This window comes from Streptomyces sp. NPDC001508 (assembly GCF_040298665.1).
GTDB lineage: Bacteria > Actinomycetota > Actinomycetes > Streptomycetales > Streptomycetaceae > Streptomyces.
This window is the reverse complement of record NZ_JBEPAP010000010.1, coordinates 15329-30988: the sequence shown is the minus strand read 5'-3', so window position 1 is coordinate 30988 and position 15660 is coordinate 15329. Positions and strand designations below refer to the sequence as shown.

Annotated in this window: 18 protein-coding genes, 7 tRNA genes and 1 pseudogene; 10 read left to right on the top strand and 16 right to left on the bottom strand. The window is 72.9% G+C overall.

What is annotated here, in order from left to right; all coding sequences use genetic code 11:
* Positions 1–52 precede the first annotated feature (52 nt).
* Both ABT245_RS12270 and ABT245_RS12265 read right to left on the bottom strand, forming a co-directional pair.
* On the bottom strand, positions 53–1288 hold the full coding sequence (locus ABT245_RS12270; RefSeq protein ID WP_351732196.1) for a hypothetical protein: 1236 nt from the start codon (positions 1286–1288) through the stop codon (positions 53–55).
* Positions 1285–1851: a DUF4365 domain-containing protein gene (locus tag ABT245_RS12265; protein WP_351732193.1), complete on the bottom strand. Its 567-nt coding sequence runs from the start codon at positions 1849–1851 to the stop codon at positions 1285–1287. The genes ABT245_RS12270 and ABT245_RS12265 overlap by 4 nt, the downstream gene beginning before the upstream one ends.
* A gap of 168 nt (positions 1852–2019) precedes the next feature.
* Here ABT245_RS12265 and ABT245_RS12260 point away from each other — a divergent pair, with 168 nt between their 5' ends.
* Positions 2020–2745, top strand: coding sequence for a 3'-5' exonuclease (locus ABT245_RS12260; protein ID WP_351732191.1), 726 nt, complete (start codon positions 2020–2022; stop codon positions 2743–2745).
* A 57-nt stretch (positions 2746–2802) separates the two neighbouring features.
* On the opposite strand, the gene ABT245_RS12255 is transcribed toward ABT245_RS12260, so the two are convergent.
* The 5 genes and pseudogenes from ABT245_RS12255 to ABT245_RS12235 form a co-directional block, all read right to left on the bottom strand.
* Positions 2803–2874 (bottom strand) — tRNA-Val (locus ABT245_RS12255).
* A gap of 39 nt (positions 2875–2913) precedes the next feature.
* The gene (locus ABT245_RS12250) at positions 2914–3360 is read right to left on the bottom strand and encodes an SRPBCC family protein (protein ID WP_351732188.1); all 447 of its coding nucleotides are present in this window, start codon (positions 3358–3360) and stop codon (positions 2914–2916) included.
* A gap of 328 nt (positions 3361–3688) precedes the next feature.
* Positions 3689–4012, bottom strand: a pseudogene (locus ABT245_RS46045) (extracellular solute-binding protein); the annotation flags it as partial.
* Positions 4013–4038: 26 nt separating this feature from the next.
* A tRNA-Val gene (locus ABT245_RS12240) sits at positions 4039–4110 on the bottom strand.
* 103 nt (positions 4111–4213) lie between these two features.
* Positions 4214–4699, bottom strand: a complete 486-nt coding sequence (locus ABT245_RS12235; protein ID WP_351732183.1) for a TIGR02611 family protein — start codon at positions 4697–4699, stop codon at positions 4214–4216.
* A gap of 191 nt (positions 4700–4890) precedes the next feature.
* Between ABT245_RS12235 and ABT245_RS12230 the strand changes: the two genes are divergently transcribed.
* Positions 4891–5304: an SsgA family sporulation/cell division regulator gene (locus ABT245_RS12230; protein ID WP_004002642.1), complete on the top strand. Its 414-nt coding sequence runs from the start codon at positions 4891–4893 to the stop codon at positions 5302–5304.
* A gap of 259 nt (positions 5305–5563) precedes the next feature.
* Entirely contained in the window at positions 5564–6124 is a 561-nt protein-coding gene (locus ABT245_RS12225; RefSeq protein WP_351732180.1) for a CGNR zinc finger domain-containing protein, read from the top strand.
* Between the two features lie 421 nt (positions 6125–6545).
* On the opposite strand, the gene ABT245_RS12220 is transcribed toward ABT245_RS12225, so the two are convergent.
* Positions 6546–6713: a hypothetical protein gene (locus tag ABT245_RS12220; RefSeq protein ID WP_351732531.1), complete on the bottom strand. Its 168-nt coding sequence runs from the start codon at positions 6711–6713 to the stop codon at positions 6546–6548.
* A 164-nt stretch (positions 6714–6877) separates the two neighbouring features.
* The gene (locus ABT245_RS12215) at positions 6878–7321 is read right to left on the bottom strand and encodes a hypothetical protein (RefSeq protein ID WP_351732178.1); all 444 of its coding nucleotides are present in this window, start codon (positions 7319–7321) and stop codon (positions 6878–6880) included.
* A gap of 202 nt (positions 7322–7523) precedes the next feature.
* Between ABT245_RS12215 and ABT245_RS12210 the strand changes: the two genes are divergently transcribed.
* Positions 7524–8051: a DsbA family protein gene (locus ABT245_RS12210; RefSeq protein ID WP_351732175.1), complete on the top strand. Its 528-nt coding sequence runs from the start codon at positions 7524–7526 to the stop codon at positions 8049–8051.
* A 104-nt stretch (positions 8052–8155) separates the two neighbouring features.
* Here the strand turns inward: ABT245_RS12210 and ABT245_RS12205 are convergent, their stop codons facing one another.
* The 3 genes from ABT245_RS12205 to ABT245_RS12195 are packed head-to-tail and all read right to left on the bottom strand — an operon-like array spanning position 8156 to position 10905.
* On the bottom strand, positions 8156–8980 hold the full coding sequence (locus ABT245_RS12205; RefSeq protein WP_351732172.1) for a GNAT family N-acetyltransferase: 825 nt from the start codon (positions 8978–8980) through the stop codon (positions 8156–8158).
* 52 nt (positions 8981–9032) lie between these two features.
* Entirely contained in the window at positions 9033–9854 is an 822-nt protein-coding gene (locus ABT245_RS12200; protein WP_351732170.1) for an aminotransferase class IV, read from the bottom strand.
* Position 9855: 1 nt separating this feature from the next.
* A complete protein-coding gene (locus ABT245_RS12195) occupies positions 9856–10905 on the bottom strand; it encodes a chorismate-binding protein (RefSeq protein WP_351732167.1) in 1050 nt (349 codons plus the stop codon).
* A 177-nt stretch (positions 10906–11082) separates the two neighbouring features.
* On the opposite strand from ABT245_RS12195, the gene ABT245_RS12190 reads away from it, so the two are divergent.
* The 5 genes from ABT245_RS12190 to ABT245_RS12170 all read left to right on the top strand — a co-directional run bounded on the left by ABT245_RS12190 (position 11083) and on the right by ABT245_RS12170 (position 11538).
* Positions 11083–11155, top strand: a tRNA-Gly gene (locus tag ABT245_RS12190).
* Between the two features lie 38 nt (positions 11156–11193).
* Positions 11194–11267, top strand: a tRNA-Cys gene (locus tag ABT245_RS12185).
* Between the two features lies 1 nt (position 11268).
* Positions 11269–11340, top strand: a tRNA-Val gene (locus ABT245_RS12180).
* 20 nt (positions 11341–11360) lie between these two features.
* Positions 11361–11432, top strand: a tRNA-Val gene (locus ABT245_RS12175).
* A 34-nt stretch (positions 11433–11466) separates the two neighbouring features.
* Positions 11467–11538: transfer RNA gene (locus tag ABT245_RS12170), tRNA-Val, on the top strand.
* Between the two features lie 50 nt (positions 11539–11588).
* Here ABT245_RS12170 and ABT245_RS12165 read toward each other — a convergent pair.
* From ABT245_RS12165 to ABT245_RS12150, 4 genes are all read right to left on the bottom strand, one after another.
* Positions 11589–11870, bottom strand: coding sequence for a TFIIB-type zinc ribbon-containing protein (locus tag ABT245_RS12165; protein WP_351732164.1), 282 nt, complete (start codon positions 11868–11870; stop codon positions 11589–11591).
* Positions 11871–11950: 80 nt separating this feature from the next.
* Positions 11951–12925: a phosphotransferase family protein gene (locus tag ABT245_RS12160; protein WP_351732162.1), complete on the bottom strand. Its 975-nt coding sequence runs from the start codon at positions 12923–12925 to the stop codon at positions 11951–11953.
* 372 nt (positions 12926–13297) lie between these two features.
* Positions 13298–13495, bottom strand: coding sequence for a hypothetical protein (locus ABT245_RS12155; protein WP_351732159.1), 198 nt, complete (start codon positions 13493–13495; stop codon positions 13298–13300).
* Positions 13496–13692: 197 nt separating this feature from the next.
* Positions 13693–13968: a DUF8836 family protein gene (locus ABT245_RS12150; RefSeq protein ID WP_351732156.1), complete on the bottom strand. Its 276-nt coding sequence runs from the start codon at positions 13966–13968 to the stop codon at positions 13693–13695.
* Between the two features lie 196 nt (positions 13969–14164).
* Between ABT245_RS12150 and ABT245_RS12145 the strand changes: the two genes are divergently transcribed.
* On the top strand, positions 14165–15535 hold the full coding sequence (locus ABT245_RS12145; protein ID WP_351732516.1) for a serine/threonine-protein kinase: 1371 nt from the start codon (positions 14165–14167) through the stop codon (positions 15533–15535).
* Positions 15536–15660 lie beyond the last annotated feature (125 nt).

Genomic DNA, 15660 nt, shown 5'->3' with positions numbered 1-15660 from the left:
CCCGGGCCCGCCGACGGCGAAACGGTGGCCCTGGGTGAGGGGCCGCCCCCGGTCAGTCGCAGTCGTCGCCGGTGCACGCCTCCTCGAAGAAGTCGAGATCCTCCTGAAGGGACTTCATCAGACGGTCCCGCTCGGCCTCGTCCACCTGCACCGGTACCACCCCGAGGGCGCCGGTCAGCCGGCGGAACCCGCCCCGGCTCTCCAGCCGGCCGTGCACCCGTACCGGCAGTCCGACGAGATGCGCGTGCCCGGCGATGCGGTAGTCCTCCTCGTCCAGGGTGACCCGGATGTGCGGCACCTCGGCGCCGGATATCACCCGCAGCCGTACGGTGCCCGCGCCGCGCGGGCCGGAGCGCCGCAGGCGGACCACGGTGCCGGTGACCCGGACCGGGACGGAGGGCTCGTCCCGCAGATAGCGCTTGCCGGCCTCACGCAGCACGGGCAGGTCGCCGGGCGAGAACTCGACGGGCTCGGCGGCGCTCGCGCAGTCCTCGGGGACCTGGGCGGCGGGCGCCCATGCGACGGCGATCCTGGCGCCCTCGGTGCCGCGGACGAGGGCCACCAGCGCCTCGGTCAACTCGCGGCTGACGCCGGCGTCGACGGCCGCGTCGAAGGCGTCCATGCCGCCGGTGGCCCGCTGGTAGTCGATCGCCTCGCGGGCGGCGTTCAGGGACTGGTGCAGGCGTACGCACAGGGGGCGTCCGGTGCCCACCGGGACGAAGGCGGTGAGGTGGCCGCCGGCCGTCGGCCCGACCAGGACGTCCGCCAGTGCCGCGGCGGCCGACCTGCGGTGCCGGGCGCCGTGGTAGCCCGCGCGCCCATGGCCGGCGAGCGCGCCCGCGAGCAGCATCTGCCGGGCGGCGGTGCGCAGTTGTTCCTCGGCCGTCCAGGGTGTGGCGCCCGCCGGGCCGCTCGGCACGTCCCGCCACCAGTGGATCTCGTCGCTGGGCACGGCGAGCCCGACGAGCACCTCGCGCGCGGAGGGCGTACCGCTGCGGGAGAGCGCGACAAGGGCCTCGCCGAGCAGGTCCTCGCTGTCGGGGAAGGCCCGGCTCTCGGGCACCAGCAGGCTGGTCCCGCCGCCCGGCCCCGGTGGGGTCCAGCGGCCGTACCGTCCGGCGGCCCCGCCGCGGCGCTGCCAGCCGTGCCGGTGCAGCAGGGCGCTGAGCACCGCGGGGTCGACGGTGGCGGGGTCGGGCCCGGCGGGCTCGGTGGGGTGGTTCCCGTGGGCGTCGGCCGGGTGCGGCCTGACCTCCCGCAGCGGCTCGTCGGCCGGACGGTGCCTCATGGTCTGCCTCCCGTCCCGACCCGCGTCATGATCTCGCACAGCGCCCGGTCGTCGAAGATGCGCCCGGTGGGGATGCGCACGGTGGTCCGGTGCCGGCCGGTGACCGGCTGGCCCGCCAGGTTGACCCAGTAGCAGCAGTGCCGCAGGTCGAGCCGGTCGTGGCTGGCGCGCAGCCAGTCGTCCTGGGAGCGCGGGACGAGCATCACCACCAGGATCTTGTGCACCGAGACGGGGGTGCGGGCGAGCTTGCGCAGGTGGTCGTTGTCGAGGGTGAAGGAGAAGAACCGGCCCGGGGGGTTGGGCGCGATCTGGTAGGTGCACTTGAGCTGCACCTTGATGGTCACCTCGTCGTCGACGGTGTGTCCGGGCGCGCTGTGGCTGACGTGCCAGTCGATGCCGTTGTCCGGGAACGGCTGGGACAGCGAGCAGCCCGCGGCGGCGGCGACCGCGTGCAGATAGCCGACCTGCAGTGTCTCCATGCAGGCGGTGGTGGCGAGTGTGCCGCGATGGGGGCCCGTACGTTCGGGCAGCAGCCCGCCCCGCTCGGGCTGCGCTATCGCCATGACCAACAGCCTTCCCAGCCGAGTGTTTTCCCGCAACGGGCCGCTGAACTGCAAAGACCCGTACTCCTGTTGTGTCCTTACGGCGTAGTGCGCAAACAGCCCGGGTATCACCAAACAGGCAGCAGACGGGCCGTCATCTGCCGTGGGTGAACGAGGAGTTGTGTGGGCATGACGTGCTGGTACGAGGGACCCCTGGCCGCCTTCGACACGGAGACCACGGGCGTGGATGTCGAGACCGACCGGATCGTGTCGGCCTCCGTCGTCGTCCAGGACGCGCCGGGCACCCGGCCCCGGGTGACCCGCTGGCTGGTGAACCCGGGCGTGCCGGTGCCGCGGGCGGCGACGGCGGTGCACGGGCTGACGGACGAACACCTGCAGCGCAACGGCCGCTGGCCGGCGCCGGTGATGTTCGAGATAGCCGAGGAGCTGGCGGGGCATGCGGCGCTGGGCCGGCCGCTGGTGGTGATGAACGCGCCGTTCGATCTGACGTTGCTGGACCGGGAGTTGCGCCGCCATCGGGCGTCGTCGCTGGACCGCTGGTTCGAGTCGGCGCCGCTGCTGGTCCTGGACCCGAGGGTGCTGGACAAGCATCTGGACCGCTATCGCAAGGGCCGCCGGACGCTGACCGATCTGTGTGCGCACTACGGTGTGGCGCTGGAGGGCGCGCACGACGCCGCCGCGGACGCGCTGGCCGCGCTGGGCGTCGTACGGGCGCTCGGGCGGCGCTTCGCGACCCGGCTGGAACGCCTGTCCCCGGCCGAGCTGCACACGCTGCAGACGACCTGGCACGCGGCGCAGGCCCGAGGTCTTCAGGCATGGTTCGCGCGCAGCGGATCCAACGAGGCGGTGAGCACGGACTGGCCGCTGCGTCCGGAACTGCCGAGGGCCGCCTGAAGCACGACGACGGCGACGGGGCCCGCATCGGATGCGGGCCCCGTCGCCGTCGGGCGGTGGGCGATACTGGGTTCGAACCAGTGACCTCTTCGGTGTGAACGAAGCGCTCTCCCACTGAGCTAATCGCCCGGGAACGCACTGAACCATACAGGTCCCGACGGGATTCGTTCAAACCGCTCGGAGGTGCCCGAGCAGACCGCGCCGGCCGGCCCGCATCATCAGCCGGTGGTTGACACGGAAGAAGGGCCGCCCGGGGACGGCCAGTCGCCGCAGCAGCGGCTTGGTGACGACGACGGTCTGGTCGTAGCGGACGAGGGTGCCGGTGCCCTGGGCGGTGACGGTCCAGCGGGCCCAGCCCTCGATGTCCCCGGTCAGGGCGACCTCCAGGACGCCGGCGGCGGGGTCCCGCCGCGCCGCGCGCGCGGTGAACGTCATCTCGTAGGGCAGGGCGGAGCGGATGGTGATGACGCCGGTTCTGTCGTCGAGCCGGGTCACCGTGCGCACCTGGGGCCACCAGCGCGGATACTCCTCGGCCCGCTCCAGCGCCGCGAAGACGGCGGCGGGCGGCGCGGGCAGCGGCCACCGGCTGCGGAAGCGGTAGTGGGTCCAGTCCATGGGCGCAGTCTGCCGGTGGGAGTCATCTGAGTACGCGTACTCATGCCGGGCGGGGCGGGGTGGGCCACACTCCTCGGTACGAGCGCCGCCGCCCGTGCGACGGCGCTCCCCCTCCACCGCCATCCGGGCATCCTGTCGCCCGGCAGCGCTGGTTTCTCGATCGCGGCGGGGCCGTACAGGGCGGTGTCGTCGGTGGACTCCCAGCCCGCCTCGCTGCCCGGGACAGCGTGGCCGGTCCGGTCACGAAGTCGCCGCCACTGCGGCCCGGTTCCGGCTTTCCGTCCATCTCGCCCGGCTTCGTGACGTCCGCACGGAAGTGATCCGGGCTCAGATTCCCTGCCGGCGCCTGTGACTTGAGGTCGAGGAGAACGCCCCGATTGTCGTACGTCCGAAGGAATCCGACCGCATTCTGGAAAACATCCGGTGGATTTCCACCGACGGCCTGCTTCTGGAACTTCTCCCAGAACGATTGATACGTCTGGAAGTCCGTCTTCACTCTGATCTTCGGGGACTTCTTCTCGAAGAGCGCAATGGTCTGATTGATCCTCTTGACCCGTTCCCCGGCGGTGGAGCGGCGTCGATGATTCGGGCCGAACGGAACGGCGTGGACGACGCTCAGCCGGGGGCAAAGACGACGACGGCCCGCCTGCACTGTCGCAGACGGGCCGCCGACCCGGGTGGGCGATACTGGGTTCGAACCAGTGACCTCTTCGGTGTGAACGAAGCGCTCTCCCACTGAGCTAATCGCCCGGGCGCAGGAAGAAGATTACCCCATGTCAGGGAATGCCTCCGACCCACGGCGCAGCGGCGCCCGGGGGCCGCGCCGGGAGCCGGGCGGCGCCCGCCCGCCGGATCACTGGTCCTTGATCTTCCAGGGCATCACGATGCCGAACTTCCAGACGTAGATCGCGAGCAGCACCGCCACGATCACCAGGCCGATCACCGTCAACGTGATGTTGCGGCGGCGCACCTTGGGATCGAGCGCCCGCTGGGCCGCCTCGGTCACTTTCCGTTTGGTCCAGCGGAGCACGAGCTGGGCCCAGACGAACTCGGTCGCCCAGATCGCCATGCCGCCGAAGATCACCACCCAGCCGGGTCCGGGCAGCGGCAGCATGATGATGCCGGCCACCACGACCGCGAGGCCGACGACGAAGACGCCGACCTGCCAGCTCACGTGCAGGGCACGACGCGCCTTGATGAACTCCGGCGCCCGCGACCCGAGGCCCTGCTCCTGCGGCGCGCCCGCCACCTCGGGCTCCGCGCCCGCCACCTCGGGCTCCGTCTCGTCCGGGCCGGAGACCGGGGCGGCCTCGCCCGACCTGTCACTCCCCGTATTCATACGACCAAACCCTACCCGAGTGAAACCAGTCACCGGAATGGCGGTGATCCCCGCTCGGGTTCTCGGCCGGAAGAGGTACCTAAAGACACGCAAAACACTCAGAGGGGTTTACAACGGCACCGTAGGTGGCATGTCGATTTCGCCGACGTGCGAATCCCCGAGCGCACACTGAGCGAAAGGCCCTGGCGCTTATGAACACCACGGTCAGCTGCGAGCTGCACCTGCGCCTCGTTGTGTCGAGCGAGTCCTCCCTGCCTGTCCCCGCAGGCCTGCGGTACGACACGGCCGACCCCTACGCCGTGCACGCCACCTTCCACACCGGAGCCGAGGAGACCGTCGAGTGGGTGTTCGCCCGCGACCTCCTCGCCGAGGGCCTGCACCGGCCCACCGGCACCGGCGACGTCCGCGTCTGGCCCTCCCGCAGTCACGGCCAGGGCGTCGTGTGCATCGCCCTCAGCTCCCCGGAGGGGGAGGCCCTGCTGGAGGCCCCCGCGCGGGCCCTGGAATCCTTCCTGAAGCGAACCGACGCCGCCGTGCCGCCCGGCACGGAACACCGGCACTTCGATCTGGATCAGGAGTTGTCGCACATCCTGGCGGAGAGCTAGGCCGCCCTCGAAGCAGCCCGGCGCCGTCCACTCGGGGAGACGGCTCGGGCCAAGACAACCGCATACGGCGTGGCCGAAGCCGCCACCGCGAGCCGTCGCGGCGGCGGCTTGGGCGTGCCCGGGCCGGTCCGGCGGCGCTCCCGGGCCGCGGGCCGGCGGGAACCGCGATGCGCAGGAAGCCGTTCTTCCGGCTTCCGGCCAACTACCATCGGCCAGCATCGGCGGGCACCGGCCCGACCCTCACGCCAGGGAGCGAAACGTGCTGATCACCCACGACACCCGGTGCTCGCTCGACACCGTGGTGGATCTGGTGAACACCGTGCCGGAGCAGGACGCTGCGCCGGACGGACTGCCGGACGTCGCGACGCTCCAGGATTTCGTACGAAAACACGAAATCAGCGATGTCGGGATGCTCTCCGAGTTCGATCTGTCGGCCGTGCGCAAGGTCCGCGGGCGGTTCGCGGGGATCTTCGCGGCCCCGGATGTCCGGGCCGCCGCGGGGATGATCAACGAGCTGGTCGCGGCGGCGGGGACGACCCCGCGGCTCACGGACCACGACGGCTACGACTGGCATGTGCACTACTTCGCGCCGGGCGCCTCCGTGGCGGACCATCTCGCCGCCGACTGCGGGATGGCGCTCGCGTTCTTCGTGGTCGCCGGAGAGCAGGAGCGGCTGCGGCGCTGCGAGGCGCCCGACTGCCGGCGGGCCTTCGTCGATCTGTCCCGCAACCGCTCGCGCCGTTACTGCGACAGCCGGACCTGCGGAAACCGGCTGCATGTGGCCGCGTACCGGGCCCGCCGCAAGGAGGCGACGGGCTGACCGCGCCCGGCAAACGCCCCGCTCCGACCACCCGACGGAATCCCGTTCCGGCCGTCCGGCCGGGCTCCGGTTTCCCGGCGCCGCCCGCTCCCCGCCGAGAGCGGTGTGACCGAACTCGTCGCCCTCCGCAACGCCGCCGTGTTCTCGGCCTACGGACCCATGCGCGCCGAGTGCCACGCCCTGAAGCGGCGCGCGCAGACGTGGTTCGACACCGAGGGTGTCCCCGAGGACCGGCGGGAGCCGCGTGCGGCCCCGACCACCCCGCCGCTCCGGGCATCCTGGGCAGGGCCGCCGAGCTGTCCCGCCTCAAGGGCCTGCTCGGGGCCGTGGACGGCACCGGACCGCAGGTGCTGGTGTGCCTTGCGGTGCCGGGGTGCCGACGCCCGTCCCGGCGGGTGGCGCCGGGACCGGCGTGTACGACTCACAGCAACAGCAGATCGTGCAGCGCAGCCATGAGGAGCAGACACCCGATCACCGCCAGGAAGATCATCAGCGGTGGCTGGGAAAGGGCGAAAAGGCACCCGCGCGGCTCGTCCTTCGGCGGCGCGGCCTCGCTCTGTGTCGTGTCCAGCATCTCGGGGGCGATCATGGCCCAGGTGACGGACCGCTCGCGATCAACACGCCCGGATCATGCGGGAGTTCGCCGAATTCCGTAATGTCCGGTCCGGATCCGCTCGGCTCATGATCACTTCCGGACATGGTCCCGACGGACTGTGTCGTTTCAGCGCCGGGGCCGACGTCGGCTGCCGGGCCTCAAATGCCGTGCTTCTTCAGGATGGCCTCTATGTCGCTGAAGTCGTCCGAGGAGCCGGCGGCGCGGGGCGCGCTCGCGGGCCGGGCCGCGGGGCGGGACGCCGGGCCCAGGGAGGGCGCCGAGGTGGCGGGGGCCACCGCGTCGGGCTGCGATCCACGGGCGGCCTTGCGCTGCGCGCGGGTACCGCCGCGGCGGCGCTCTACCGCGCGCGTCGTCGCGAACAGGGCCCAGGCGGCGCCCAGCACACCGAAGCCCGCCCATGCGGTGGGGCTGAACGCCGTGTCGGCCAGCCAGCCGACGACCCCCGTCATCACCAGGCCCACCGGGACCAGCGAGTAGGCCGCGATACGGGTGGCGGCGAGGAAGCGCTTGCGGTACGCGGTGACCACCGCGAGGCCCAGGCCGGCCGCGGACACGGCGGAACAGACGGTCTCGGCAATCATCCGGTCCTCCTGGCGGGCTCGGGCGGGCAGACCGAAGCACGAGGTGCGCTTCGTCCCTTCCATCCTGCACCGTCCCCTCCCCGCGGTGCCATGGCCGGGCCCGAGATCAGGGACATCTCCGGGTCGCCTCCTTCGCAGGTGCCGGTCGGCCGCGTACGGCGCCGATTCGGCCGTGGGGGCCGCGCCTGGAAGACTGGCGTTTATGAGCGACTCCTCCCCCGCGCCCAGCGACGTCCCCGTGCCCGTGCTCGACGTCTGGTGCGAACTCCAGTGCCCGGACTGCCGCACCGCCCTGGACGACCTCCGCGCGCTGCGCGCCCGCTACGGCGAGCGGCTGGAGCTGCGGCTGCGGCACTTCCCGCTGGACAAGCACCGGCACGCCTTCGCCGCCGCGCAGGCCGCCGAGGAGGCGTTCGCCCAGGGGCAGGGCTGGGCGTATGTCGAGGCGGTCCTCGGCCGCGTCGCGGAACTGGACCGCGAGGGAGAACCGCTTCTGGTCCAGGTCGCCCGTGAACTCGGCCTGGACGCCGAGGAGTTCGACACCGCGCTGATCGACGGACGGCACATCCTCGTCGTCGACGCCGACCAGGCCGAGGGCAAGGCGATCGGCGTGACCGGCACCCCGACGTATGTCATCGGCGGCGAGCGCCTGGACGGCGGCAAGAGCCAGGAGGGTCTGCGCGAGCGGATCGAGGAGATCGCCGACCGGCTGCTGTCCGCGCACACCTGACGGCGACGGCGCCTCGCCCTCGGGAGCGAGCCCGGTACCCCGGCGTCCTCCGGAGCGGGCCCGGTACCCCGGTGGCCGCCGAGCACCGAGCGCGTCCGCGTGCCTCAGAGCAGGTTCTTGTACAGCGAGTACTCCACCGTCTCGTACCCCAGCGACTCGTACAGCCGCTCGGCCGGTGTGTTGCCCGCGAAGACGTTGAGGGCGAGGACGCGGTGTCCTGCCGCCACCGCCTGGGCCTCGGCCAGCAGCATCAGGGCGCGGCCGTGGCCACGGCCGCGGAAACGCTCGTCGGCCTCCACGTCGAAGACGAACGCCCGGTCACCGGCGACCGACAGCCACAGCGTGCCGACCCCGGTGCCCTCGTGCTCCAGGACGCTGAGCAGGGTGTCCGCGGTGGCCGGGCCGTCCGGCAGGGCCCGCGCGTGGTCCCGCTCCGCCTTGGCCCGCGCCGCGTCCGCGGGCACCCCGCGGTCGATCCAGCTGCGGGTGTAGTCCTTGATCGCCTTCTTGATCCAGGGACCGAACTCGGCCTCGGTCATGGGCCTGCCCCGGCTGCCCGCCGGCAACTCCGGCGGCACGTCGCCGAGCCGCTTGGACATCCGGCGGTTGCGCTGGACGTAGCCGAGCGCCGTGGCCAGCCGCACCGCGGCCCCGGCCGCCGCGGGCACCGTGATCTCGACGCGCTCGCAGCCCCAGCCGCGCGCCACCTCCTCCGCGGCGAGCACGGCCACCGTGCCACGGCCACGGCCGCTGTCCGGCTCGTCGATGCTCAGCTCGTCGATCCGGGCCACCGTGGGCCCGAACAGCTCGTGCGTGGCGAGATGCACGCCGCCGACGGGGCGGCCGTTCACACACACCTGGAAGTGCCGGGACAGCGCCCCGTCAGCGGCCTGCTGGAGCGGCCCGGTCGGCCGCAGGGTCGTGGTCATCACCGGATTTCTACCCCCTGCGGCGCCACGCGTCAGCCCCTTTTGGTACTAGCTAGGGGTCGAGGTCGTCCGCGGACCGCTGTGCGAAGATCCGCATGGCCTTCGCGGTCACCGGGCCCGGCGCGCCGGACAGGTCACGGCCGTCCACCCGGTGCACCGCCTGGACGTCGCGCAGGGTGGAGGTGAGGAAGACCTCCTCGGCGCGCTCCAGCACGTCCAGCGGCAGGTCGGTCTCCTTGGCGCCGGTCCACTCGACGGTCAGCGCGCGGGTGATGCCGGCCAGACAGCCGGAGGCCGGCGGCGGGGTGTGCAGCTCACCGTCCACGACGACGAAGACATTGGAGCCCGTGCCCTCGCAGAGCTGTCCGACCGTGTTGGCGAACAGCGCCTCGGACGCGCCTTGTCGGACGGCACGGGCGAGGGCGACGACGTTCTCCCCGTACGAGGTGGTCTTCAGGCCGGTGAGGGCGCCGCGCTCGTTGCGGGTCCAGGGGACGGTGACGACGGCGGTGGAGTCGGGGCGGCGGGTGGTGGCGCCCAGCACGACCACCAGGGTCGGGCCCTGTCCCCCGCGGTCGGAACCGAGCGGGCCCTCGCCCGCGGTGTAGGTGATGCGCAGCCGGCCCAGCGGCACCGGGTCGGCCTCCAGGACGGCCGCGCAGGCGCGGCGGACCTCGTCCAGGTCGGGCTCGGGCAGGCCGAGGCCGCGTGCGGAGCGGGCCAGCCGGTCGAGGTGCCGGGTGAGTGCGAACGGCCTGCCGCGCTGCGCCTTCACCGTCTCGAAGACGCCGTCGCCCACGGTCAGTCCGTGGTCCAGCACGGAGACCCGGGCGGACTCGATGTCCCGCAGGCCGCCGCCGAGCCAGATCTTCACGTCAGGGTTCCTCCCCGCTCGGGTCGTATGCGCCCGACGCTATCGCGAGCAGCCGGGACGCCTTCAGTTCGGTCTCCCGCCATTCCGCCTCCGGTTGCGAGCCCCAGGTGATGCCGGCGCCGGTGCCGAAGCGCAGTGTCGCCCCGGGCGCGCCGGACCGGTCGAGCCAGAAGGTGCGGATGCCCACGGCCAGCTCGCCGGTGCCCCGGTCCGCGTCCACCCAGCCGATGCCGCCGCAGTACGGCCCCCGGGGTGCCGTCTCCAGCGCCTCGATGATCCGCAGCGCGCTCGACTTGGGCGCGCCGGTCACCGAGCCGGGCGGGAACGCGGCGGCCAGCAGCTGCGGCCAGCCGGCCCCGGGGCGCAGCCGACCGCGGACCGTGGACACCAGGTGGACGAGGCCGGGGTGCTTCTCCACGGCGCACAGTTCGGGCACGGTCACGCTGCCGGTGGCGCAGACACGGCCGATGTCGTTGCGGACCAGGTCCACGATCATCACGTTCTCGGCGTAGTCCTTCTCCAGGAGGTCCGCCTCGGTGCGCCCGGTGCCCTTGATCGGGCCGGACTCGACCGTCGCGCCGTCACGGCGCAGAAACAGCTCGGGCGAGGCGGTGGCGATCTCCACCCCGTGGCCGGGCAGCCGGATCGTTCCGGCGTACGGCGCCGGGTTGCCGCGGGCGAGCAGCGCGGTCAGGGCGTCGATGTCGGTGTCGGGGGCGACGGGCGCGGACAGCACCCGGCACAGGTTGGCCTGGTAGACCTCGCCGGCCGCGATGTGCTCGCGGATCCGGCGCACGGCCGCCGTGTACGCGGCGTGGTCCAGGGACGACGTCCACTCCCGCGGCGCCGGTCCACGCCACCGCCCCGGCACCGGGGCCGCTACCGGCTCCGTCCGGACGTCCGCGAAGCGGGCGCAGGTCAGCCGGCCCTCGAAGTCCGCCGCGACCGCCCACAAGCCCGTGGAGTCCAGGGCCGCGGGGTCGTCGGTGACGTCGAGGAGACCGGTGGCGACGCGGTCACCGAAGCGGGCGAGAGCGGGCAGGTGGGGCACGCGGTCGAGTCTAGGACGGGTGTCCCCAGGGTGATCCGGGCGTCTCCGGCGGGCGCCCTGACCATGCCGTTCGCTGAGCGCAGGGCAGCACGCTGCGCAAACGCGTTTTTGTGCTGGCTCGGGAATCCGCTAGAGTTCAACTCGTCGCCGGGACGCTGACGCCGACCGAAACGACAAGCGGACGTAGCTCAGTTGGTAGAGCGCAACCTTGCCAAGGTTGAGGTCGCGAGTTCGAGCCTCGTCGTCCGCTCGAAGGAACCAGGGGTCGTCCCGATCCCCTACACTCCTGGTGGAGTGGCCGAGAGGCGAGGCAACGGCCTGCAAAGCCGTCTACACGGGTTCAAATCCCGTCTCCACCTCCAAGGACGATTAGCTCAGCGGGAGAGCGCTTCCCTGACACGGAAGAGGTCACTGGTTCAATCCCAGTATCGTCCACTGGATCCGCGAGGGTCCCCGCGCGATTAGCTCAGCGGGAGAGCGCTTCCCTGACACGGAAGAGGTCACTGGTTCAATCCCAGTATCGCGCACGCACGGTATGTGACCGCGAGGTCACCGTCCCGAGGACGATTAGCTCAGCGGGAGAGCGCTTCCCTGACACGGAAGAGGTCACTGGTTCAATCCCAGTATCGTCCACATCCCGAAGCCCCCGGCCGTCTCGTACGGCCGGGGGCTTCTTCGTGGGCTCAGCTGGAGAACAGCATGTGGCCGAAGCTCTTGTGACGCTGGTGGCCGTAGTGTCCGTGACCGCCGTGCGGGGCGCCCCATGCGGGAGCGGACGGGGCCGGGTACGCCTGCGGGGCGGGCGGGGGCGGCGGGGCCGGCTGGGACCACTGGGACTCCAGGCGGGTCAGCGCCTCCAGTTCTCCGTAGTCGAGGAAGATGCCGCGGCAGCCGCTGCACTGCTCGATCTGAACGCCGTTGCGGTTGTAGGTGTGCATCGGCGCATGGCACTTCGGACACTGCATGGTCGGCTCAACTCCTCGCCGGTCGGTGCTGCTTCGCGGTTCGCCAGGACAGACTCCGCCAGGCCCCGGCCGGTTGCAGCCTACGTCGGGAATTCGGGTGTCAACTCGGCGGGGGCGCCGTCCATTCGGGCACAGGCGTCGACGAGGGCCGCCGCCACCTCGTCCGGTGGGCGGTCTGCCGCCAGCGCCTTGGCGACGGCCACGGCGGCGGTCTGCGCGGTGAGGGCGCGGGCCGGGACGTCCAGGGCGGGCCAGGGGTCGCCGTGGGCGGGGACGGCGGGGCCGCCTGCGGCACGGTAGGCGGTCAGGAAGCGGGTCCACTCGTCGGGCGGGAGGAGCCCGCAGGCGTACCAGGCGGCGGGGCGCGCCAGGTCCCAGGCCGGAACGCCCACGCCCAGATCGTCCACGTCGATGAGCCGCCAGGGACCGTCCGGGGCGGGGTGCCGCACCAACTGGCCGAGGTGTACGTCGCCGTGGCAGAGGGCGGCGGGGCCGGGCATGGGGGCCGCCGCGCGCGCCCAGGCGGGCAGGGCGGCCCACGCGCGCAGGACCGGGGGTGCGGCGGGGGTGCCGGCCGTGGTGAGCGCGGCGCGCAGGCGGGTGATCGCGCGGGCGGCCTTGAGCGGGCCGCGCATGGGCGGCGGCGCGGGGGCCGCGCGCAGGGTCGCCGTCACGGGCCCGGCCGCGGGGGTGCGGTGGAGGCGGGCGAGGAGGGTGCCGGCCGCCTCCCACGGCGCCGCGTCGGGGGTGTGCGGGTCGACCGGTGTGCCGTACGGCCAGAGCGTCGCGAGGCGGTCGCCGAGGGTGACCGGTGCCGTGCCGAGCGGTGACACGAAGACGTCCGGCAGGCGGGCGGCGATGGCGAGACGTATGTCGAGGCCGGTTCGGTCGGTGTCCGGGGCGTGGGCCTTCGCGACGACGTCCGCGTGCCGTACCACGGTGGCGTCGGGGCGGTCGGCGAGGGCGACGGTCGCTCCGCAGACGCACGGCGTCCCCTCCGGGTGGGCGGCGCCCCTGGCCTTCGCGGCCAGCCGCGGCAGGACGGATACGGTCACGAAGCTTCCTCAAGGCCGACGGCTGCTGCCGTGAGCCTACGTGTCGGCCTCGGGCTGCGATACGGGCTTCGAAACGGCGGTGTCGTCGAAGGGCGGGGCCGGGAAGCGGCGCGGGCACGGGCCGTTGCCGGAAGGGGTCATCCGCGGGCAGGACGTCGCCGTCCGGGTTCGCCGGTCGGCGGGGTCGTGCGGGTTCGCCGGTCGGCGGGGTCGTGCGGATTCGCCGGTCGGCGGGGTCGTGCGGGCAAAGCAATGCCGGCGCAGCTCCCCAGCTGCGCCGGCATTTGTGCCGTCCGCCGCACCCCCGTCCCCACGGGGTTTCATGGGTGGATGTCCCCGCCCGGACCGCTCTTCCGGGCCTGGGGTCGCCGGTCAGCGCCCCAGCATCACGCCCACGGACGACGCCTGTGTGGCCACCGTCTCCCAGCCGTCGAAGACGACGAGGAGCAGGGCCGCCAGGGGAAGGGCCATGAGCGTCGCCACCAGCGGGTGGCGACGGCCCTGACGGCGGGCACGGAACGCGCTGCGTCCCTGTGCGCGGAGCAGCGTCCGCGGTGCCGTGTAGGCCATGGTCCCTCTCCTGACCGTGTCGGTTGTCCTTGGCAGCGGCGGGCGTCTGACCTCGGGGGACGAGTGCTGCACCCGCCGCTTGACCTCAAATCTAGGGGGGCGACGCCCGCGGGACGTCATGCCGTCGTATCGATTCGCGGGCCTACGGGAGGATGAGCCATCACCTGCTGCGTACTCCCCTGGGTGGAGACGTGGTCCTAGGTCTCGGGGTCTTCCCGGAGGGGGCGTCCGGAGTGGTCGCGCTTTTCCGAGTTGTCCTCGCGGGGCACCGGCTGCTCGACCAGAGCGAGGACCCGGTTGGCCATGAAACGTGCGGTGCGCACGACCGTGCCGCTTCTGGTGACTTCGCTCACTTCCACCACTCCACGGCGCACCGTTGTCTCCACGCGGCGGCCCGCCCTGCTCGCCACCACCTCATAGGTCCGCGTCGTGTCCCCGGCGTCCACGACTATCTCCACGCGGTCACCCTTCACAGGTCCAATCCCCCTTCCGTCACGGACGGTTGGAGTCACAGTCCGGTCAAGGGCTCCGCGTCGGCAGGGTCCCCGGCCACTCTTCAAGTCTCCCACCGCGCACCGACAATCCCCTGAGCCGAGAGGGCGCGGCCTCTGCGCGCGGGCGGCCGGGGAAACGTAAGCTGTGCCACGTCACACGGACCGGGCAGCGGGGATGAACATGGCGATGATGCGCCTGAGGCGCGAGGACCCGCGTGTCATCGGCTCGTTCAGGCTTCACAGACGGCTCGGCGCGGGGGGGATGGGCGTTGTCTACCTCGGGTCCGACAAGAAGGGACAGCGGGTCGCGCTCAAGGTGATCCGGCCGGATCTGGCGGAGGACCAGGAGTTCCGGTCGCGGTTCGCGCGCGAGGTCTCGGCGGCCCGGCGGATCCGGGGCGGCTGCACGGCGCGGCTCGTCGCGGCAGATCTGGACGCCGACCGGCCGTGGTTCGCCACCCAGTACGTGCCGGGCCCCTCGCTGCACGACAAGATCGCCGAGGAGGGGCCGCTCGGGGCCGCCGAGGCGGCGGCCGTCGGGGCCGCCCTGTCCGAGGGCTTGGTCGCGGTGCACGAGGCCGGCGTGGTGCACCGGGACCTCAAGCCGTCCAACATCCTGCTGTCCCCGAAGGGGCCGCGGATCATCGACTTCGGCATCGCCTGGGCGACCGGCGCCTCCACGCTCACACACGTCGGCACGGCGGTCGGCTCCCCGGGTTTCCTCGCGCCCGAGCAGGTGCGCGGGGTGGCCGTCACGCCGGCCACCGACGTGTTCTCGCTGGGGGCCACGCTGGCGTACGCGTCGACCGGTGACTCGCCGTTCGGGCACGGCAGTTCGGAGGTGATGCTGTACCGGGTGGTGCACGAGGAGCCGCTGCTGCACGGTGTGCCGGACGCGCTCGCCCCGCTTGTCCGGGCGTGCCTCGCGAAGGACCCCGAGGAGCGGCCGAGCACCCTCCAACTGTCGTTGCGGCTCAAGGAGATCGCGGCCCGGGAGGCACAGGGCCTGACCGATGTACGGCCGCCCTCGCCGCGCGTCGCCGAGGCGGACCGGCCCACCGGCAGGCTCACCGACACCTACCCGCAGCCGCAGCGCACCCAGCGCCGCCCGCAGTCCTCGCAGGGCGGTACCCCGGTGCCGCGGGGCGGGGTTCCCTCGCGGGGCGGCACACCGTCGCGCGGGGGCGGTGCCGCACGCGCGAAGGGGGGCGGTGCGCGGCCCGGCGGTGCGCGGCCGACCCCGGTGTCGCGCGGCACGACGCGTTCCGGCAGCGGGAGCAGGCCCGCGCCGCGCAGCGGGGCCGGGCGCAAGGGGCCGCGCCCCACGGGCACCGGCAGACGGCCCGCCAATCCGCGGCTGCTGCGGCAGCGGCTGTTCGTGTTCGTCGTGGTGACCCTGCTGGTCGCGCTCGGCATCGCGCTGGCCCAGGGCTGTCAGGGGCCCGCGCACGGGCTGGGCGGCGGCGCGGGCGGGGGCGTTGTCGGCGCACAGGAGCGACATGTGCCACCGGAGGTCGCAGGCCGGAGCGCCGTGGCCCCGGAGTAGCCCCGGGACCGGTGGGCCGTGGCGCCGGGAACAGCTCCGGGACCGGTGCGCCGTGGTTCCGGAATAGCTCCGGGACCGGTGGGCCGTAGTTCCGGAATAGCCCCGGGACCGGTGGGCCGTAGTTC